Source organism: Candidatus Bathyarchaeota archaeon, assembly GCA_029882535.1.
GTDB lineage: Archaea > Thermoproteota > Bathyarchaeia > Bathyarchaeales > SOJC01 > JAOUKM01.
Genome location: JAOUKM010000001.1, coordinates 120,565 through 141,199 on the forward strand (window position 1 = coordinate 120,565; position 20,635 = coordinate 141,199).

Below are 20,635 nucleotides of genomic sequence, written 5' to 3' on the forward strand. Positions count from 1 at the left end.
TAGACAACTAAAATAGCGCTCCTCTGGTGATATCGTTAAAACATCATTGAAAGGGCTTCACAGTAATGTGATTTGTGACGTCACATTAATCATGTTTTCACCATAAAATTTAAGTTTTCTTCTTGTAATATTGTGATACTAACTGTGACGTCATATAGGTCACAACTAATCACACTAGAATCACGGTTGATGCCAGAAAATGTTTGAAATAGTTATTCTTATGAGCACCTTGTCAATCTTCACTTTGAGTGCTGCAATTTTATACAGTAAACGCATAAATGAAGCTCACAATAAGTATGTAGAGGCTAAGAACGTTGTTGATGACATTATTGTGAGTTTTAATAGGCAGCTGCAAAAGCAGGAAGACCGGGTTGAGACTTCTACTCACAAAGTCAACGTTCTTTTTACTCATGATGAACTTTTTGCTGAAAGACTGGAAAATCAAGAAAAAAAGGTTCAGGCGCTTGTGGATAGAGTGGAGTCTTTCTCTTATCTAGAAAAGGCGACAACAAGAATTGATGTTTTGGAAAATAAGCTGGGCGAAGTTACGTCAATGAAAGGTACTTTGTTAAAGAAAATTGCTGAAATCGAGAAACAACGGCTTCACCGAAAAGATTCTGCAGCAGAAATTGAATCTGCAATTCCAATAAAACGAGAAAGAGTATTGGCACCGTTAACTGCAACTGAGCTTACGGTTCTTGAATTTCTCGCCGTTGAAGGCGAAAAGACCGCACCGGAAATAAAGGAGCAAATAAAACTTAGCAGGGAACACACAGCGCGGTTAATGAAAAAACTTTATGAAAAGGGGTATTTAGAACGTAGCGCAAACAAAATTCCTTTTACATACCGCCTAAACGAAGAGATGCAGAAAATTCTGAAGAAACCGGAGCAAAAAAGCTAGCTGATGCCGAGATTTTTACCTGCGTTTTGTAGCCGCTTCAGATTTTCGTCCATTACATCAAGAGTCTTAGATGGTGAAAGGTTGTAGTTCACTTTTTCTCGGGTATCCAAGTATTCGGGGTAGTGCGTCACTTTCACTGGAACGGCAAATCGAATCTTCGGCTCAGATATTAATAATGCTTCGCCGATGTCAAGCATTTTCACCTCTGTGTCGCTGTATTCGAGATATGGCGTATTTCTAGTGAGGTAGTCCCTGTCGGTCTTCAACTCGGTTTTCATGATGACTTTGGTCCAAAGTTCTGCAAACACGTCAGGGTTAATTCGAGAAGGCCGCGGTGACACCGCGTTTAATCCTACACGATATTTTCGGTACATCAAGGCGATGGCAGAGAAAATTGTCCTTTCTTTGCTTGGGTCTAGAAACTCGTGGGCCTCTTCAAGCGTTATCAACAACGTAGGGAGTCTCTGCCATTCTTCATATTTTTCTTCCCACATGTGTTTGTAATGGTTTGCTACACCTGATGCTGTTAAACAAACGACGCGGTGTTGCTCCTCAGCGGTGATTCCAGAAATATCAATAAGACATGTGATTCCTTGACTTATGTTTTCAATAGTATCATCAATAAAGCTATACCTAGAAGGAGGAAAAAGTCTTGGATCTAAAGACAGGAGCTTCCGCATAAAAGCATCAATCGTTTCTCTATGCGCACTAGCTATCTTTGCTACACCAGCACGTCCATTCAGCTCATATTCTTCACATGATTTTTCAATCCATTGTTCTCCAAGCTGCCCATACAGCTTCCTAGCAAAACGATATTGATGAGGACTAATATCAGAATACAGACTACGCAGCTTCCAAGGTCGCAGTGTTCGAAGCCCGACACGTAGTTTTTCCTCTTTTGTGCTGTAAAAACGTACCCTACTATGAAAAAGCGGGTGGTTGCACAAGCCCTTGTGGCTCAGCTCCTTTCCTTCTAGCAATTGCCCGGCGAAGTCAAAAATTAATCCTGCAGTTTTTGGGCTTTGGTCGATTAATTGTGCGTTTATTAGTAATTCCGTGTTGGTTTTTCCAGAGCCTGTCATGCCGAACATGCCCATCATCCGTGGTACAGCGCTGATGTTTATGCCTACAGAGCCAAGTGATTGCCCTCCAGAGCGTAGATGCCCTATTTCCAGCTCTCCTGCAAGTTTCAACACGGTAGAGTCTTCTGTGGTTGTTGGGTATACTTTGTCCATATAGTTAGGATTGAAAGTGGGAGACCGAGTTTTTCCAGCTTTTCTTTCAAGAAAGAGAATTGCTTCGATGTTCTTGTAGCAAGAGTACGGGCCAAATGTTTCTTTTCCCTCTGCTTCGCGAAGTTGCTCACCAGCATCTAAGGTAGACTTGCTTTGAGCATTCACAACCCTAGCATAAAAACTACTGTCACCAGAGTCTACGCGAACTATCTGCCCAAAAGAGAGGCTAATATTTTTGTTTAGGAAAAAGGAAATCTTGTCGCCTTTTACCTCGCATATTGAACCTAAATGGCTAGACATGTTCAATCCACTCCAAATTAAAAGCGTATTTTGCCCCGTGAAGCTCATCCGCGAAATTGCAGGCAAGCTCCTCTTGGCGAAGTACATCAAGAAGCCCAACGCTCGCCAATTCCTCTTCAACTTGGACATGATATTGAAGCAGTTTGGCCTCAGCAACGCCTGAGAAGTCGTGTGCCAGCCACAACACCACAGGATAACCTAAACAGCGAGGATCTTCAGAAATTGTAGAAAGAGGCGAAAGCAGCGAAGGGATATCTTGGCTGGTTAAATAGCCCATTATGTCACACCGAAAAGCTCGTGGACTGTCCTCACACAACCTAACGATAGATACGTCGCCGTAAAGGTGGCCGTGAATGCTAGCTTTTTTGACCGGGTAGTAAACCCAGCACCCTTGAGGCGTAATCATGCACATCGCAGCAATAAGGTCATGGCCCTTGTCGTCATGGAGCATAGGAGACTGCTTGCTTATGGCAAGTAGCTTTATTCCTTTTTTCTCACATTTTTCGTAAAGCATGGCGTTAAATTTTCTTTCGCCGCCAAAGTAGCTTGCACCATCTAGAAGTATGTAGTCGTTTTCGTTTGCTTTATTGAGTAATCCTAAGGCCATCTCACTCTCTAGTTGAAGTCGTATTTCTTGCAGAATTTTGCGACGTACATAGGAATCTCCTCTAATTGTTTGAACTCTCTCTTTAAAGCTCCAGTCCACGTTACGGTTTCTGACAGTGGCAGATGAGACTCGAAAGACATATACACCCCAGTTGTTTGCCCTCTTCAAGGTCCTAGTTGAACAGTCCACCGCGAAGAAATGTACGTCACAACTCTTCATCCTCGTAAGGGGAGCAATCTTAGCTGGAGTTAGTTTGACGGCTATAGACGGCTCATCCTTTACATCTTTAAAACTAACCATGCAACCTTTTTCAACGTAATTTCTCAATATTTCCTTCATCTCGTTAAAATCTGCTTGCAACTCTTTATTCATCCACTACGCTCCTGCATTCTTTAGAGTTTAAGATTGTAAATGTAGCGTAAATCTTTTTGCAATAGCTTTACTTATTTATCTTCTCCAATCTTTATGGTGCTTTGCGCCAATTCTGTCATCATCCGATATTTCCTGTTATTAGCTGGCCCTCTTCTTAAAAGAAAACTACGGTCGGCCATTCTTGCCAAATATGTAGAGGCTGTGCTGAGCGATATAGGTTCATTAAATTCTTGTTCATATGTCGCGAGAACTTCCTTAGAAGAAAACCATGTAAAAGGAAAATGTTTTTCAACAATAGATTTGATCTTGTCATATTTTGAAGCCTTGGACACACTACGGTTTAATTCTTGTTTGTCATGTGCGCCGCCAAGCAACTCAACAATATCAAGCAAACACAAAGCCTTTTTCCTAGTAACTTTACCCTCAAAAGCTATAGTGTAACGATTGCCTTCTTCATCAAAGACTTCCATACGTATTTTCTTTGCAGGCATCGTACACACCATAACAGAAGCCTTAACACTTTACACTTCACAAGTTATTAGCTGTTATGATGGGGCAACCTAAAAAAATAAGCAAAAAATGGCGGCGTATATTGATAAGGGCTTCTTTCTGCAAATATTTTGATTTAACAGTGTTCACAAACTATTTCTTCAACGAACAATGGAAAAGGCGTAATAGTTTCTATATTTCCAAAGGAAACGTAGGGGTCTTCTATTCACTGTGAAATAGGCAAAAATACCCAAAAAAAATCAAAAATATTTGCTAAAAGTTCCACGATAAATTAAATTTTACAAATGCTTCACAAAATGACAGTGGCGTATATCTTCACCAACCCCTGTATTTCCACTGCAAAACCTAAAAGTAGATCAATATTGTTAGTTCATATTTTAGGTATAGTATTTAAAAATAAACAAGTGTTTCACTCGAAATGTTTGTAGCAATAATAATAAAGTTAGTTTTTTAGGTTAAGCCTTTAGAGTATATTTCTATAAGAAAGAAATGCCATCATTTCTTTTTAAATAATAGAGTTTCTATTAGAAACCGAGGGGTGTGTGTAGGGGCTACTTTTGAAATGGGTTAACACCTTTTCATTTCTTTAAACATATGCCTCAACATTACACCTTCTGTTTTTGAGTTGTATAGTAACTCTTTGTTTTTTTGTAGGAGAGTGTTTATCTTCTCCAGTTGAAACCAAGGCTCTACAAGTGCGTTTGCTGAAGGGAGAAAATTACTATGGAAAAAAAAGTGGACATACTTGATGCTGTTTTTGAGCGCTTTTTAAGCAACACTCATTTTTTTAGAGATAGAGATGTACTTCGCCATGATTACATTCCAGAAAAACTGCCTCACCGCGAAGACCAGATAAGATACTTGGGAATGATAGCTGCTCCGCTTTTGAAAACAGAGAGATGTTCAAATGTTTTTATTTATGGAAAAACAGGAACCGGAAAAACTGCTGTTATGAGGTATGTGCTAAATCGCTTATCACAAAAAGCAGCAGAATTTAGTGTACCAGTTAAAATAGCATATGTAAATTGTCGCTTAGCAGGAACAGAATATAGGGTTTTTACAAGCTTATGTGCTGCTTTAGATATTACTGTGCCCTTTACTGGTCTTGCGGTTGGTGAAGTTTTTGATCGCTTTAAAAAAGGATTGGAAAAGCGAAAACTGTCATTTATTGTTGTCTTGGATGAGCTTGACGAGTTAATTAAAGCTAGAGGCGACGTGCTTTTATATGAGCTGACAAGAGTAAATGAGTCTCTCAGTAATAGCAAAGTCTCTATTGTTGGAATTTCGAACGATTTGCGTTTTAAAGAGTTGTTGGAGCCGCGTGTTTTGAGTTCCCTAAGCGAAGAGGAGGTTGTGTTTAAACCTTATGATGCTTCTGAGCTTCAAGATATTTTATGGGAACGGGCAGAGTTAGCATTCTATAAAGATGTGTTGCTTGAGGGTGCAGTAAGCTTATGTGCGGCTTTGGCTGCTGCAGAACATGGGGATGCAAGACGTGCACTTGACTTGTTGCGTGTGGCTGGTGAGGTGGCTGAGAGGGAGAATGCAAAGGTAATTTCTGAAGATCACGTTAGAGAGGCTGAGAAGCGAATCGAGCATGATAGAATAATTGATGCTTTAACAAATTTGACACCACACTCAAAATTTGTACTCTACAGCATATACCTCCTTGGAAAAGCCAACATTTACTCCGCTATCACTGGCGATATATATGAGGTATATGCTGAACTGTGTAAAGAAATCGGGGCTTCACCGTTGACACAGAGGCGGGTGAGCGGGCTTATAAATGAGCTTGACGCAATCGGGTTGCTAAATGCAAGAGTCGTAAGTAGAGGCCGCTACGGTCGCACAAAAAAGATTAGCCTCGCAATACCGCGGACACCGTTTAACGAAGTGTACGCAAACGATGACCACTTGGGACGGCTAATTCATTTTACACCAAAATGTTTGAAACTAAAACTCGGCAAAAACTAGGCGTTGAAGTCTATAGGTAAGACACCTATTGTCTGAAGATTTACAACTGGGATGATGCCTGGTGTAGGTTCTAGCCCCAAATTTCGCTGATAGTTAGTTTGCTTTTGCCAAGCGCCGGAATTAACCATAAGAGTCCCTCTATAAGATTCATACTTCATAACGTGTACGTGACCTACATGGAAAACGTCTGGAACACGTTCTATCACAAGGAAGTCCCGCTTCTCTGGCGATATTGAAGTACGCTGACCGTATGTGGGTGCTAAATGTCGGCCTCGCAATAACAAGCGCATAGCTCTCTCTGGCGAGTGAAAGTCCATGTCCGCTGCTGTTGCCAAGACATCATCCAAGCTTCGCCCATGATATATGAGAAATTCTACGCCATGAATGGTTACAGTTGCCGGATTACCTAGCGACAATATGCTTCGTGTCTCGTATAAGGGCTCTGCGTACACCTTTGGGATGGCGGGTTGTGGCAGTGCTTTCCTTGAGGCGTCATGGTTTCCAGGGATTATTATTAACTCTATGTAGTCTGGAATTTGTTCAAAGAATTTTGCTGCTAGCTTATATTGTTTGAAGATATCTTGTACAGCTAGTTCCTTTATTTGATTTGGATAAATACCTATACCGTCTACGATGTCCCCAGCGATAATAACATACTTGACATGGCTAGCAGCTTCCTGTAAGCTCTCATTTCCATATTTTCCGTTAAGCCACAACACAAAACGATTGAATTCTTCTCGCATGAACTCTTTGCTTCCCACATGAAGATCGGATATAAGTGCTACACTAACCATCTCTTTGGCTTTACGCGGCTTCTTTTTAGGAATATCTGGGAGGATGAGCTCTTCGACAATTAACAAGTTTTTTCTGCTTTTCATTAGGCTGAGACATACAACCTGATCAGGTAGTAGCGATTTTGTGTTTTTTAAAAGCCCTTGGGATGCATTTCGTGGAATAAGCGCTGTAGCACTGGATTCCAGATCTTCGATTTTTAAAAAGACTCCATATTTTGATTCACGCTTTCCTGTAATCATACAAAAAATCTTGACTCTCGAACGAGAAGCCGCTCGGAACGCATCTTTTATTGATGCAGCATTTCTGGAATCCATCCGTTGCCGCAGAAGTTTTCTTATCCGCTTAAACCGATCTTGGAAGTATTCTAGGTATTGGTCAATTGAGCCAGTTGAGCAAATTTTGCCAGTTGGATCCTCCAATATTTTTATGTCTTTTTTTATGTCTTTCGCGTGCGGGTGGAAGGTTTTTTTAGCTTTTCCTGTTACTAGAGAAGGCTCAGGTAAAATGGGAACAGTAAGTGGTTTTGTTTCTAGAAAGGTTTCTTTTGCTATTTCTTCGAGAAGACTCTTGCTTATAAAAAGCGGCTTTTCGGTACGTATTTCTAAATTCTTTAGAGCCGCTTCAATGAGTTTTATGGGATTTTCTGCCTTCGATATTATAGTGAGTAGGTTGAAGGCTTCTTTGTCGAGATGGTAGCCTGCTGTTAGCGAGAGGGAGACTGCCTGACGTACTTTTTCGTGTTCACTCATTTTAAACGTCTCCAATCATTTCTTTTCGGAATCACGATGTAGCCTTCCTCTTTGTCGCCTATCTCTCTAGTTTTTCCTCGTAAATGGAGGTAGGCTGTCATTGCAGCAGTTGTGGCATCAATTTCGTGTGGTGTGAGAGTGCGTATTTCGAGATTTCCCTTTAAACCTATCTGCTTTAGCAAAGTTTGAATTTTTTGCCAATCTTTCGTCGGCATTCCAAGGGCTTTTCTTGTTGATGCAGGATGAACTTCAATAACGCTTTGCCCGCTTGCTCTTAGCGCATGCGTTAGAGAAATGGCACGTTTTGTAAGGGTTTTCATTGAGCACATGAGTGGTGGGAAGACGGGATAACCGTGTTTCAGCATTTCTTTGTCTGCTTTACGTGTAGTGCCCGTTTTTGGCATCGTTAAAGGTGCATCTATTGCAACAATAAGGGGTTTGTGGTGAACTGTCGAGTTTATCACTTCTTCATCATTATGTAGGTGGCATGTGGAAACCCGTCTGTTTTTCCAATATGTCCATCCGGTTGGGTTTTTTTCCAATGCTGCCAAGTCTATACCTATTATAACTTCCTTTCCAGCTTCCATTTTTGCCACCTATATTTATATATTGCTTGCTTGTTTTTGACTTCTAATGAACGGTTTGAGGCAGTATTATGGAGCTTCGTAAAGTTCAGCGTACCAATAGCGGTACTTTTTTTGTTTCTTTACCTAAAGATTGGGCGGAACGTATTGGACTTGGTAAAGGAACGGTTTTGGCAGTGTCCGAGTCTATTGACGGACGTTTATGTCTCGATCCTCATTATGATGCTGAACGTAAACCTTTAAGCGTTGTGATAAAGCCAACTCCCTATTTAGACAGAGAAATCGTGGGCAAATATTTGCTTGGTTACGACGAAATTTGCGTCGAGGCTAAAAACCGCATTTCGCCCGAGGAAAGAGCGATGGTCAAGCAAACTTCTGATCGTCTTGTTGGTTTAGAGATTGTGGAGGAGGATTATGCTCGTATTGTTTTAGAGTGTTTGTTGGAACCCGCTGCGTCTTCACCTGAGAAGATTTTGAGGCGTGAGTACAATATTGCTGCTAGCATGCACCGAGATGCTGTGAGCGCCTTTCTAGAAGGCGACGTACATTTAGCCAAGAATGTGATTTCCCGTGACGTTGAAGTGAATAGGTTTTATTTCCTTCTAGTGCGAACTTTGCGAACTGTAATTCAAAATCCAAGTTTAGGCGAGAAATTAGGGATTCGTTCTATTGATTGTCTTGACTATCGCTTGTGTGCAAGCTTGGTTGAAACAATAGGAGATAGAGCAGTAGAAATTGCTTACAAAGCCTTAGCGTTAAAGGACGTGAAGGTTTCTGGAGAGGTTTCACAACTGATAGGTAGGTTTCATTCTATGGTTTTTGAGGTTCAAGATAATGCGTTGAAAGCGTTTTTTGGGCATGATGTAGTTTTAGCGGAAGAGGTGCGGGATGAGAGGATGAAGATGGAATCTGTGTTCCACGACATAGAATCAGCGGTAAAGAAACAGTCCACGGAGGTTGTGCCCCTAATTTTAACAGCAGCATCTTTGGTGTACCGAATTTTTGGTCATAGCGTAGACATTGCGGATCTGGTGATGCCGAGAGAATTGTGAGTATAAGCCTCTAAGCTCTTTGGGTAAGTATTTAAGGAATAATAATGTAGATGTAGAAGAGTAGAGGCTTGAAGACATGGGGAGAAGACGGAGGAAAGTCGTTCGCATTCCAAAAAAACGTCTGCCACAAGTCTTTCTTTGCCCTCGTTGTGGAAAAAAAACTATACGAGTTGAGCTTGCAAAAGAAGAGGGAAAAGCCATGGTACGCTGTGGCGGTTGTGGCTTAGCCGACGAGTTGTCTATTGAACAATACGATAAAGACATTGATGTTTATTGTAGATTCACTGACAAATACTACAGTGAGAGAAAAACTTCAAAAGCTACAGCAACTGCAGAGTAGGGGTTTCACATGGTTGGCCCTGTAGAAAAACATCTTCTTAAGCGTATTTGTGAAGAAGGTGCAATTCATCTTACTCTTGTTGATCCTGAAAAAGCTACATCTTCTTTAGCTTCTCGCCTAGCTAAAAGGGTAGAGTCATACAAAACAGCGGCTATTATGGTAGGCGGCTCCACTTCCACTTCTACAACTCATCTAAACAGTATTATAAAGGCGATAAAGCGCACAGTAAAGATTCCGGTAATTTTGTTTCCAAACAACGTGACTGGGATAAGCAAATATGCTGATGCAATATGGTTTATGTCACTTCTGAACTCAGTTGATCCCTATTTCCTCATTGGCGCTCAAGTTTTAGGAGCTCCTATGGTTAAGAAATACGGTTTGGAAGCTCTGCCGCTTGGCTATATTATCGTGGGGGAAGGCGGCACAGCTGGAATTGTGGGAAGGGCTATTCCAATTCCCTACACGAAACCAGAGCTTGCCGCGGTACACGCATTAGCAGCACAATATTTTGGCATGCGATTCGTATATTTAGAAGCTGGATCAGGAGCAACTCAACCAGTTCCGTCAACTATGATAAAAGCCGTAAAACACGTAACAAACATTCCTTTGATCGTTGGAGGCGGAATCCGCAGCAGCAAACAAGCTAAAACTGCTGTTGCGGCTGGCGCAGACATCGTAGTCACTGGAAACATAATTGAAGAAACAGGCGCAAAAAATAAGTTCAAAAAACTTGTGACAACTATTAGAAAGAATGGATAGTCTAGATGACTACTGCTTTTGAACGATATTTACGGTCAACAATGATGTTGTGCAGAGTACATATAAAATAAACAAGTTGCCGTCTATAAACACAATAACGGCGTCCACGTTGTTGACGTTTTTAACCTTATTTGTGTCAGAAAGCCCAAAATACACTTCTGTAATTGCATTTACTAGGTGAGCTTTTTGGGCGTCAAGATGAGCACGGAATATGGGCAATATGCAAAATCCCTTGAAAACAAACTGCAGAGACTCTACACGATTGCCGAGAAGGCGCGAGAGAAAGGATTAGACCCTACACTGGGCCCAGAGTCAGAAGTTGCAAAAGACCTTGCCGAACTTGTGGAAGGTCTGGTAGGACCCGCTGGTGTTGCAAAAGGCATAAGGGAACTAGCCGAAAAACTTCCCCGCGAAGAACTTGCTTTTAAAATCGCCGAAGAGATCGTTTACGGTAAGTTTAGCCACATGGAAACTCAAACTGTCGCAGAACAAGCCGTTCGCACCTCCCTCGCCATACTAACCGAGGGAATCACAGCTGCTCCTCTTCAAGGAGTGGCAAAGGTATCCATAAAAACCAACTTTGACAAGACAAAGTATTTGGCTATATACTACGCAGGGCCTATTCGGTCCGCTGGAGGCACCGATCAAGCGTTAACGCTTGTCATTGGCGACTTTGTACGTAGCCTTCTCGGCTTGGACCGTTACAAACCTACAGAGGAAGAAATCAACCGGTTTATCGAAGAAATGCGGCTTTACGAGCGAAATGTGGGTCGGTTCCAATATCACGTCACTGATGCGCAGCTTCAAATGGCTATTGAGTCAATACCTATCGAGGTAACAGGTACAGAGTCTGACCCCGTTGAAGTGCAGTCTTTCCGCAATTTGCCGAGAATAGAGACAAACTGCGTTCGCGGGGGAGCTCTGCGTGTAGTAAATGATGGTGTGATAGGTCGGGCAGCAAAGGTCGTCACCATTGTTGAAAAAATAGGCATTGAAGGTTGGGATTGGCTGAAACACATAGGTGGAGCATGTGGGGCTCAAGATAAGAAAAAGACTGCTGGCTTTATGGAAGACATAATTGCCGGGCGCCCCATTTTTTCATTTCCTTCGCAACCAGGTGGTTTTCGTCTTCGCTACGGGCGGGCAAGAAACACTGGTTTGGCTGCTGTCGGGGTGCATCCCTTAACAATGATAGTTCTAAATCAATTCCTTGCTGGGGGCACACAGATTCGCTTAGAGTTGCCTGGTAAAGGAGGGGTGGTCATGCCTGTAGACTCTATTGAACCGCCTACTGTATTGTTGAAAGACGGCTCAGTGACCCATGTTTCAAGACAAAACTTCATTCAAATAAAAAATAAAATTGACAAGATTCTTTTTCTAGGCGACCTACTCATTAGTTCGGCGATTTCTTATACAACAATAAAAAGCTTCGTCCTTCAGGATATACAGAAGAATGGTGGAGCGAGGAACTAAAATCATCAATAACACAACACTTCAACGGCAACATTGAGGAAGCAGCAACAACAGCAAATGTTTCGGCGCAACGCTTAGAAATGTTCCTTTCGCACCCCTTTCACAACAAACCAGACGCTAGAGAAGCCATTGCAATAGCCAAAAAACTCAATGTCCCTCTTCATCCACACTATAGTTTCTTTTGGTCTAAAATAACAACCGAAGAATTGCAAAAACTACGCCAATGGTTACTCAATTCTCAGGCTCAAAAAGAGGACGAACATATTTCAAAGATCACCGGTAAACTAAACACCACATTGAAGAAAATACTAGAACATTTATGCCTTCCTCACAAAGTTGCTGAGAACCAAATAGTCATTGAAGACGATGAAGCTTTTGTCTTGGCTACCTGCCTTGGTCTTGATTTACCAACAGCAAAAGTGGATATTACGACTTCTCCTTTCGAGGCTCTAAAAAGTCTTTCCAGCATCATTGTTCGGGCAAAGGCGCTTACCACCATAGGAGCACGTATGGGTAGACCTGAGAAGGCAAAAAGGCGGGAAATGAGGCCTCGTGTCCACTTCCTCTTCCCTGTAGGATTGGCTGGTGGCCCAAAGCGCAATTTGATTGTGGCTGCGCAAAAAGGGCCAATTCACGTAGACTTGGTGAATCGGCGTTGTCCAAAGTGTCAAGAGCTAACTTTTAGAACTAAATGTCCTTCATGCCACATTGAAACGGTTCTTGAGACAACTTGTCCGCGGTGTGGTAGAAAAGTTGATGAAGATGTTTGTCCCGCTTGCAAAATCCCTGCTTCTGGTTTTCAACGACAAAAGCTCGACCTAAAAGCCATGATTTCTGATGCTTGTCACCAGTTAGAGGTTAACCCACCTGAGCTTGTTAAGGGAGTGAAAGGATTGTCAAACGAACACAAGGCCGCTGAAATTGTTGAGAAGGGGATTCTCCGTGCTAGGGAAGATTTGTCTGTTTATAAAGATGGAACGATACGGTTTGATGCCACAAACGCCCCGCTAACACACTTCAAACCTGTTGAAGTCAAAGTTTCTGTGGAGAAACTTAAGCAGTTAGGCTACGCTGTGGGCTTCCAAGGTAAGCCTCTGACTAGTGAAGAGCAAATTTGCGAATTGAAAGTGCAAGACATTGTTATTCCACGAAAGAACGCAACGTATTTTGTTCGCGTGGCAAACTTTATTGACCGACTTCTAGAAAAGGTCTACAAGCTTCCAAGATATTACAACGTGAAGCAAGCTGAAGACTTGGTTGGCCGTCTTGTCATTGGTTTGGCCCCTCACACGTCTGTGGGCATTTTAGGTCGTATTATAGGATTCACTGACCTTGATGTTTGCTATGCCCATCCATTGTGGCATTCTGCGAAGCGGCGTGATTGTGATGGAGATGAAGATGCTTTGATGCTTGCTCTTGATACCTTGCTAAACTTTTCAAGAGCTTACCTTCCTTCTCAAATTGGCGGTATAATGGATGCGCCTCTCTTCCTAATTCCAATTGTTAATCCAGCTGAGGTGCAGCGGCAGGCGCATGAGTTTGACATTGCTGGCCAGTATCCTTTAGATTTTTACGAAAAGACGTTAGAAAAAGCTGCTCCTTTGAAAGCGACGAACCTTGTTGATTTGGTTGCGCACAAGTTGGGAACCGAAGCGCAGTTTGAGGGTTTTGGCTATACAACTCCCGTTTCGAACATTAACATGGGAAATCGTGAAAGCATGTATAAGAAGCTTAGGAAGATGACCGACAAGCTAAACAGTCAATTAGAGCTTGCGGAAAAAATTGAAGCTGTTGACGCCAAACAGGTAGCTTTGAAAGTATTAACGACCCATTTTCTCAAAGACATCTCGGGAAACCTCCGTGCATTCTCAACTCAAGGCTTTCGCTGTAAAGTGTGCAACAAACGTTTCCGGCGTATACCGCTTAAAGGAAAGTGTCCAGAATGCGGAGGAACCTTATCATTGACAGTGTACCGTGGCGGAATCGAAAAATATCTGAATGCTGCACGGCACCTTGTTGAAAAGTATGAATTACCCAAATATTATCTTCACCGTCTCGCGTTGGTGCAGGAAGAGGTCAATACTCTGTTTGAAGGTAAGAAGCCCCGGCAGATAAGCCTTGTAGACTTTGCCTAAACCTTTTCTGTCCGAAATGCAGAAATGTAATTGATGATTATGGCAAAGCTGGTTTTTCATCCAAATGCCTACTTGAGCGAAACAAGAAACGTTCGACAGGGGCTGGCTTCGCGTACTAAAATCCTCAGAGTTCTTGAAGGAAAAAACGCTACTGCAAACATGATGGCAAAGGAGTCCAAGTTGAACTACGGCGTGGTTCTTCATCATTTGCGACTTTTAGAAACTGAGAAGATTGTTTTGCGTGGGGGGAGGAAAAAACCTTATTCTTGGGAGCTAACAGGCATGGGCCAACAACGTTTGAAAACCGTTTAATCCTTTTCCCTTATGAACGCGCATTCACAAGGTGATGAAAGGCATTTTGGGCAGCAGTTGTCATATTTTCTTAGTGTAGCCTTTTCTAAGTCTATTTTGAGAACGTTAGCTAGTGATACAAGCCAAGCTATGACGTCTGCGAACTCGTCTTCTAGGGCTTTTTTGTTAGAGTTTTGCATGGCTTCTCCAAGCTCGTCAACTTCCTGCTTGAGCCATCTGTATGTTCCTTCTGCTCCTCGCTCAGAGTCTCGGTGGAAATAAATACGTCGCATAATCTTCTGAAACTCACGGACATGCACACTTTCTCCCTCTTATAACAGTAGTTCACAAACCTAAATGTTGAAATGTCCGATCATCCGTTATCAGTGTTTCCTCTTTCAACTTCCTTAACATGATCGCTTTTCGCCAAAAAGAATGGGATAAACGATTTTAGCGAAGTTTTATGTACTTATATGCCTCTGCAGCATCTTCAAAACAGTAGTGCACCTTTTGGTAGTCTTTTCTAAACTCTGCAACATCCCTTTTGACCTTTTGAAAGTCTTCTTCGTCGATGATTACGCGTTTTATGAATTCTGCAATTTCAGTCATCTCCGATTCTTTCATGCCAAGCCTTGTTATCTCAGAGGCGCCGAGTCTTATTCCGCCTGGGTGCATGAAGTGGCGTCCTTCTTTGATGTCCCAAGGCAGCAGGTTACGGTTTATGATTATGTTGGCCTTTTCTAACGTCTCTTCTATTGTACCTCCGTCACCTTGTTGCGTTATGTCGACAAGAATGACGTGTGACTCGGTGAAGCCCTTGTGCTCCGCCAACACCTTAAAACCACGTTCATACAAAGCCTGCGCCAACGCCTTCGCGTTCTTAACCACCTGCCGGGTGTATTCTTTTCCGAACTCCAACATCTCAGTGCATGCCACAGTAACGCCTGCTACAGCGTGCAGATGATGATTGCTAACCATCCCTGGAAACGTAGCTCTCTTTATGGCATCTGCGTGTTTACTCCATGAAACTACTCCACCATGTTGCGGACCGAAAAGAGTCTTGTGAGTGCTTAAGGTGACAACGTCGGCGCCTTCTCGCAGTGGATCCTGAAACGTTCTGCCAGCAATCAAACCAGCTACGTGAGCGGCGTCATAGCCCACCGTGGCACCTAAGTTGTGGAATGTTTCAGCTAGTTCTTTAACTGGGTGTGGAAACGGAAACACGCTTGCACCAAACATTACAAGCTTAGGACGTTTTCCTTCATCCACCAGTTTTTGCACTCTTTCCTTCGTCTTATCTACATCAATGTTCAATTCTTTGTAATCCAAGACTAAGTACTGCACGTCTAAGCCTCTAACTGCACCTGCAGTGCCGCCCAGCCGCTTCTTACCTGTCGTAATATGGCCTCCGCATGGAATCGACAACGCCATCATAACGTCACCAGGCTCGGTGAAAGCTGTGTAAACCACAAGGTTTGCAACCACTCCAGAAATTGGACGTACATCAACAAATTCTGCGTTAAACAGTTTCTTCATCAAATCGATACATAGAAGCTCAACCTGATCCATATATACGCATCCGGCGTAAACACGCTCACCCGGCCAGCCTTCAGCGTAACGATGACCGAAGTCGCTTGCTAATGCTTCATGCACAGCTGGGCTTGACACGTTTTCGCTTGCTATGAGTGGGATGCTTTCTTGGAACCATTTGTGATGTTTTTGGAGTAGCTTGAATGTTTGGTTGTATGATTCTCGGGCAGACAATGGTGTTAACCTCTGTTCTTATGAAAGTCCAGCGCTGGCATAAAAGCTTTGAAGTGACAATAACCTTAATTAGTTGAGGTTTAATGAATATACGATAACATCGAAGGGGCTTACCAGTATGAGCAGAAAGAAAAAGCGGGAAAGTGGTGCACCAATGCCTGCTGCAAGCGCTGGCTTACTGCGATTCTTTGAGGAGGAGACAAAAGGTATACAGATCAAGCCTGAACTCATTGTTGTTCTTGCTGTTGCTTTGATAGTTGTATGTTTATTAGCGAAGCTTTTCTAACAGCCTTACCTATTCTTCTTCGTGGAGAACCTCTATTCGCTGAACCGAGTTTAAATTGACAAATATTTCGCTTCTTTCCTCTCTACCCGCAATTTGTGGTATGGGATTTGCAATGGTTGCACGGAAAATCACCGCTTCAGCGTTTGAAAGCCAAATTCCCGATGGCTCATATGTTACAGCTACTAACTTTCCTTCAAAACCGTAAGCTTGATTTAGAATCACTAGTACTTTTTTACCGACGCTTTTTTCCAGCATATGAAAGATTGAGGGAGGTGGAATTATGTTGGCTGGCATAAACAGTCTCTATCTTCATATGTCGGTTCTAAGATAAAACTTTATCTCGTCTTTGCAAGAATTTCTTCACGAAGTCTTTTTTACTAGAACATGTTTGGCGAAGTGTTTTCTTTAAGTTTGTTAACTTTAATATTTGAGAAGAGGCTACTCTTGGATTCATGTGCGGAGTAACGATCTGATTGGCTTCTACTAAGAGTTTAGAATATTCAATTGAGAGAGCAATAAAGCACTATTCTCAACTGTTTGTTTTGCCGTCTTATAGAAGAATTGTTTCACTCACGTTTCTGTCATGTGTGATAGGCAGTGTTCTAACGATTTTTTTGCTTGCGAGAGCGCCTATAGTTTTGGCTTTGCAGTTTAGCTTACTTCTTTTCTTGTTATCAACAATTTCTGACTTAATTATAAGGCAAGTTTTCATGAAATCCGACATGGTTTACAACACGAGGCGTTGCGCTGCTCTCTCTATGTTCTCTATTCTGTTGTGGTTCAGTTTTCTCATAGTCGGTTCTTCACTAACTCTTCTTTTCGATTCATGGAGTTTTTGGGTTGATCTTTTTTCAATAGGGTTTGCTGCTGTTTGTATTCTTCGTTTGATTGTATTTTCCTCAATCTCTTTCGTATCTTATTGGAGGGCGGTAGGCTCGTCTTTGATGCACCCTATAATTTGCCTTTTACCTATGTACTACGTATCTTCTTCTGCGGGCTATACTTTTGGCACCACCTCGGTGGCATATTTGCTCGTTTCTATTCCAATATCGATTCTCACAGCATTCCTTTTAATCAGTTTGGTGAACAAAATAGGCACTGAAACTATTCAGATACCTACGACCTCGGTTCTGAAGGCTTTCCTTGCTAACTGGATGGAAAATGTAAAGATTCCGCTTGAGGGTCTTTTTGAAAACTTTGGAGGGGAAAAAACTATAGACTTTTCGCTTCTAGCGTTTGAGGCGGAGAACCGCGTCAAATCTGTAATTACCGTGTCATCTTTTCACCCTGGACCCTTTAGAAACGTCGGAAGTAGTTCTCTTCCGTTTTTGATCCAAGAAGCGTTGGAGAAAAAGCTAGGCGGTGTTGCTGCGGTTCCCCATGGCCTGTTTGGACACGAGTTTGACCTTGCATCCCAGCGACAAAACCAAAAAGTGTTAAGAGGCATACTAGACTCAACGGATTTTACCAATTTCGGTTCGAAAGCTACGCGTTTCGTAAGAACGCAAAAGGGCGTCGCGGGTGCAAGCTGCCAGATATTTGGAGACTGTGCAGTTGTTACTTTGACTTTGGCGCCTGAGACAACCGAAGATTTTCCGCGGGAGTTAGGTGATTTTATTCTTGAAGAAGCGTCAAAGCTTGGTTTGGCTCATGTGATAATAATCAACGCCCATAACAGTATTAATGGCCCCTTTGACGTAAGCAGGGTTATGGTGCCTTTAAAAAAGGCTGCTTTGGACGTTTTGAAAAGGGCATTTAAACTAAAGTCTTCTCTTTTTGAAGTTGGGGCGGCAAAGGTTGTGCCAGAAGAGTTTAGTTTTGAGGATGGAATGGGGTCTGGTGGAATATGCGCCTTAGTGATTAGAGTTGACGAGCAGACATGCGCTTACATTACCATTGACGGCAATAACATGGTTTCTGGTCTGAGAAGAAAGATTCTTGATGCTCTAAAGGAGTTAGGCGTTGATGAAGGAGAGGTTCTTACCACGGACACTCATGTTGTAAACGCCATCGGCGTGACTGAGCGTGGATATTGTCCTCTAGGAGAAGCGATACCCCACGAGAGGTTGATTAATTACGTTAAGCGTGCAGTCAGAGAAGCGTTGAGCAATATGAAGCCTGCGTCGGCTGATTGGCGTGTTGGGAAGGTTCTCCATGTGAGGGTGATTGGGGAAAAACAGATAAAAGAGATATCGCTTCTAGCAGATAAGGCGTTACAGCGGGCTAAGAAAACGGCAGTTCCACTATTCGCGGCTGCAGGTTTGCTTTTGATAACGTTGGCTATTATTCTCTAGTTTTGTCTACGCCATGTTACATTTCTTAAGCAACTTGTTCCAGCGTTTGTCAGTTATCTTCTGAATGTCATCAATCACGTTTTCAAATTTTGGTTTAAACAAGTGTCTAAAACGGCGCTGCATCTTTAGATATTCCGTGACAGATTTCTTGCTTTCCGGTTTCAAGGCCATGATTTTGCTTTGAGGAGACAAGCTGTATTCGCCGTTCACTGCTTCCCACAACGGAAATACGCAGGTCTCCACAGCCAAACGAGCAACTTCTACGGTTTTGCTTGTGTCGTAGCGCCACCCTCTGGGACAGGGCGCAAAAACGTGCATGAACGCTGGGCCTTCTGTCTCTAGAGCTTTCCGTGTTTTCCTTAACATGTCTTGCCAATAGACAATTGAAGCTGTTGCCACATATGGAATTTCATGAGCCACTATGATGTCTGCTATGGGTTTCTTGAATTGTGGCTTTCCAGGAATAACTTTACCTGCTGGTGATGTGGTGGTTGAGGCGCCGTGGGGTGTACCTCCGCTTCGTTGTATACCCGTGTTCATGTAGGCTTCGTTGTCGTAGAGAACATACAGAAAGTCATGACCTCGCTCTACTGCACCAGACAATGCTTGAATTCCAATGTCGAACGTGCCTCCGTCGCCGGCAAAAGCTATCACGTCAACATGTTCATACTTAAGTCGTCCTTTCCTTTTCATTGCTTTCAAGGCAGCTTCAATGCCGGATGCGTTGGCTGCAACGTTTTCGAAGGCTGTATGAATCCATGGAACTTTCCACGCCGTGTAGGGATATATAGTCGATACTACTTCCATGCATCCTGTCGCGTTTGTGACTATTGTGGGTCCTCGCGTGGCTTTCATTATCTGCCGCAAAGCAATTGCTGGACCACATCCTGCGCATGCTCGATGCCCCGACGTGAAAAGTTCTGGTTTTTCCACGATTTCTCTTGCGGTGAATCTCCAAGGGGTTGTTGCCATTTTCATCGCCTCCTATTATCGCACTCCCGCAAACTGCACATACCTTTTCACCCGTTTGGTTTCAAGGATTTCCTGTAAGTCTCTGTAAATGTCTCGGATGATGTTTTGAGGCATGTCTCTTCCTCCAAGACCGTATATGTAATTCACAACATATGGCTGTGAGTGGGCATCGTAGAGGATGTGGCGGGTTTCATGAAATAATGCCCCTCCATATCCGCCGAAGCTGTTGCTTCGATCCATCACCGCTACTGCCTTCACGTTTGCTAAAGCTTTTGTAATCTCTGTTACTGGAAGCGGTCTGAAGGTGCGGAGACGTAAGAGTCCAGCTTTTACTCCTCTAGCGCGAAGCTGATCCACAACAGTTTTGGTGGTGCCTGCTGTTGAACCGACACATACTGTTGCGACGTCGGCGTCTTCAAGACGGTAAGCTTCAACAAGACCGTTTCCATATCGGCGTCCGCTTAGCTGAGCGTACTCGTCGTGAACTTGTGTAATTATCTGCGAAGCTTTTCGCATTGCCTCTTCCTGTTGTCTCTTGTGCTCAAAATAATAATCATAAAGGTCTAAGGGACCCATAGTTAACGGATTATCCGGGTCTAGTTTGAAGGGCACTTTTTTGCCTTCGTGACCAATTACAAGAGGAATCAGTCTGCTGCCAACAAACTTTCGCACAATTTCATCTGATAATATAGCAACGTTTTCCAGAGTGTGGCTGAGGAAAAACGCGTCAAGACAAACCATTACTGGAAGAAGCAAGTCTATATGCTCAGCTATCCTGAAGGCTTGAATAATCGAATCATAAGTTTCTTGCGAGTTTTCAGCGTAAATCTGTATCCAGCCGCTGTCTCTCTCCGCCATGCTATCCGAGTGGTCACAGTGTATGTTTATCGGCGCAGACAACGCCCGATTTGCGATAGCCATTACCACCGGTGCTCTGCAACCTGACGTAACGAAGAGTATCTCATGCATCAAAGCAAGACCAGCTGAAGCTGTCGCAGTAAACGTTCTCGCTCCAGTGGCAGAGGCAGCTAAACATGCACTGAGGGCACTGTGTTCCGATTCTGTACAGACAAATTCGGTATCCACCTCTCCATCTGCCACGTATTCGCTGAACCTTTCCACGATAATTGTTTGCGGCGTTATTGGGTATGCTGCTACAACGTCTACGTCTGACTGTTTAACAGCGAGAGCAACTGCTTCGTCGCCGTTTAATGCAAGAACCTTTTGCTGAACAGTCGTCAT

19 protein-coding genes and 1 pseudogene are annotated in these 20,635 nt (G+C 43.0%); 10 read left to right on the forward strand and 10 right to left on the reverse strand.

Annotated elements, in window-relative coordinates:
- Positions 1-220: 220 nt before the first annotated feature.
- Positions 221-901: a MarR family transcriptional regulator gene (locus OEX01_00700; GenBank protein ID MDH5447513.1), complete on the forward strand. Its 681-nt coding sequence runs from the start codon at positions 221-223 to the stop codon at positions 899-901.
- Here the strand turns inward: OEX01_00700 and OEX01_00705 are convergent.
- The 3 genes from OEX01_00705 to OEX01_00715 all read right to left on the reverse strand — a co-directional run bounded on the left by OEX01_00705 (position 898) and on the right by OEX01_00715 (position 3,906).
- The gene (locus OEX01_00705) at positions 898-2,436 is read right to left on the reverse strand and encodes an ATP-binding protein (GenBank protein MDH5447514.1); all 1,539 of its coding nucleotides are present in this window, start codon (positions 2,434-2,436) and stop codon (positions 898-900) included. The two genes, OEX01_00700 and OEX01_00705, sit on opposite strands and share 4 nt — an antisense overlap.
- Positions 2,429-3,415, reverse strand: coding sequence for a DNA double-strand break repair nuclease NurA (locus OEX01_00710; protein MDH5447515.1), 987 nt, complete (start codon positions 3,413-3,415; stop codon positions 2,429-2,431). The genes OEX01_00705 and OEX01_00710 overlap by 8 nt, the downstream gene beginning before the upstream one ends.
- Before the next feature lie 71 nt (positions 3,416-3,486).
- Positions 3,487-3,906: a hypothetical protein gene (locus tag OEX01_00715; GenBank protein ID MDH5447516.1), complete on the reverse strand. Its 420-nt coding sequence runs from the start codon at positions 3,904-3,906 to the stop codon at positions 3,487-3,489.
- A 742-nt stretch (positions 3,907-4,648) separates the two neighbouring features.
- Here OEX01_00715 and OEX01_00720 point away from each other — a divergent pair.
- Positions 4,649-5,899 carry an ORC1-type DNA replication protein gene (locus tag OEX01_00720; protein ID MDH5447517.1) on the forward strand — a complete coding sequence of 417 codons (1,251 nt, stop codon included), beginning with the start codon at positions 4,649-4,651 and terminating at the stop codon, positions 5,897-5,899.
- Here the strand turns inward: OEX01_00720 and OEX01_00725 are convergent.
- Together OEX01_00725 and OEX01_00730 are read right to left on the reverse strand one after the other, a co-directional pair.
- Positions 5,896-7,443 carry a DNA-directed DNA polymerase II small subunit gene (locus OEX01_00725; GenBank protein ID MDH5447518.1) on the reverse strand — a complete coding sequence of 516 codons (1,548 nt, stop codon included), beginning with the start codon at positions 7,441-7,443 and terminating at the stop codon, positions 5,896-5,898. The genes OEX01_00720 and OEX01_00725 overlap by 4 nt on opposite strands.
- Positions 7,440-8,030, reverse strand: coding sequence for a DUF429 domain-containing protein (locus OEX01_00730; protein MDH5447519.1), 591 nt, complete (start codon positions 8,028-8,030; stop codon positions 7,440-7,442). The genes OEX01_00725 and OEX01_00730 overlap by 4 nt, the downstream gene beginning before the upstream one ends.
- A 68-nt stretch (positions 8,031-8,098) precedes the next feature.
- Between OEX01_00730 and OEX01_00735 the strand changes: the two genes are divergently transcribed.
- The 6 genes and pseudogenes from OEX01_00735 to OEX01_00760 all read left to right on the forward strand — a co-directional run bounded on the left by OEX01_00735 (position 8,099) and on the right by OEX01_00760 (position 14,098).
- Entirely contained in the window at positions 8,099-9,079 is a 981-nt protein-coding gene (locus OEX01_00735) for a hypothetical protein (GenBank protein MDH5447520.1), read from the forward strand.
- A gap of 76 nt (positions 9,080-9,155) precedes the next feature.
- On the forward strand, positions 9,156-9,419 hold the full coding sequence (locus OEX01_00740; protein MDH5447521.1) for a hypothetical protein: 264 nt from the start codon (positions 9,156-9,158) through the stop codon (positions 9,417-9,419).
- A 9-nt stretch (positions 9,420-9,428) separates the two neighbouring features.
- Positions 9,429-10,178 (forward strand): geranylgeranylglyceryl/heptaprenylglyceryl phosphate synthase, encoded by a 750-nt coding sequence (locus OEX01_00745; protein MDH5447522.1) that lies wholly within the window; start codon positions 9,429-9,431, stop codon positions 10,176-10,178.
- 198 nt (positions 10,179-10,376) lie between these two features.
- Entirely contained in the window at positions 10,377-11,651 is a 1,275-nt protein-coding gene (locus tag OEX01_00750) for a hypothetical protein (GenBank protein ID MDH5447523.1), read from the forward strand.
- Positions 11,639-13,786: pseudogene (gene polC / locus OEX01_00755) on the forward strand (DNA polymerase II large subunit). Before OEX01_00750 ends, polC begins: the two are co-directional and overlap by 13 nt.
- Before the next feature lie 39 nt (positions 13,787-13,825).
- The gene (locus tag OEX01_00760) at positions 13,826-14,098 is read left to right on the forward strand and encodes a hypothetical protein (protein MDH5447524.1); all 273 of its coding nucleotides are present in this window, start codon (positions 13,826-13,828) and stop codon (positions 14,096-14,098) included.
- On the opposite strand, the gene OEX01_00765 is transcribed toward OEX01_00760, so the two are convergent.
- Together OEX01_00765 and OEX01_00770 are read right to left on the reverse strand one after the other, a co-directional pair.
- Entirely contained in the window at positions 14,095-14,397 is a 303-nt protein-coding gene (locus OEX01_00765) for a nucleotide pyrophosphohydrolase (GenBank protein MDH5447525.1), read from the reverse strand. The two genes, OEX01_00760 and OEX01_00765, sit on opposite strands and share 4 nt — an antisense overlap.
- 130 nt (positions 14,398-14,527) lie before the next feature.
- A complete protein-coding gene (locus tag OEX01_00770) occupies positions 14,528-15,841 on the reverse strand; it encodes a serine hydroxymethyltransferase (GenBank protein ID MDH5447526.1) in 1,314 nt (437 codons plus the stop codon).
- Between the two features lie 118 nt (positions 15,842-15,959).
- Here OEX01_00770 and OEX01_00775 point away from each other — a divergent pair, with 118 nt between their 5' ends.
- A complete protein-coding gene (locus tag OEX01_00775) occupies positions 15,960-16,127 on the forward strand; it encodes a preprotein translocase subunit Sec61beta (GenBank protein MDH5447527.1) in 168 nt (55 codons plus the stop codon).
- 9 nt (positions 16,128-16,136) lie between these two features.
- On the opposite strand, the gene OEX01_00780 is transcribed toward OEX01_00775, so the two are convergent.
- Positions 16,137-16,421, reverse strand: a complete 285-nt coding sequence (locus tag OEX01_00780) for a hypothetical protein (GenBank protein ID MDH5447528.1) — start codon at positions 16,419-16,421, stop codon at positions 16,137-16,139.
- A 248-nt stretch (positions 16,422-16,669) separates the two neighbouring features.
- Here OEX01_00780 and OEX01_00785 point away from each other — a divergent pair, with 248 nt between their 5' ends.
- A complete protein-coding gene (locus OEX01_00785) occupies positions 16,670-18,421 on the forward strand; it encodes a DUF2070 family protein (protein MDH5447529.1) in 1,752 nt (583 codons plus the stop codon).
- A gap of 6 nt (positions 18,422-18,427) precedes the next feature.
- Here the strand turns inward: OEX01_00785 and porB are convergent, their stop codons facing one another.
- Both porB and porA read right to left on the reverse strand, forming a co-directional pair.
- Entirely contained in the window at positions 18,428-19,393 is a 966-nt protein-coding gene (gene porB, locus OEX01_00790; protein MDH5447530.1) for a pyruvate synthase subunit PorB, read from the reverse strand.
- Between the two features lie 15 nt (positions 19,394-19,408).
- A complete protein-coding gene (gene porA, locus OEX01_00795) occupies positions 19,409-20,635 on the reverse strand; it encodes a pyruvate ferredoxin oxidoreductase (protein MDH5447531.1) in 1,227 nt (408 codons plus the stop codon).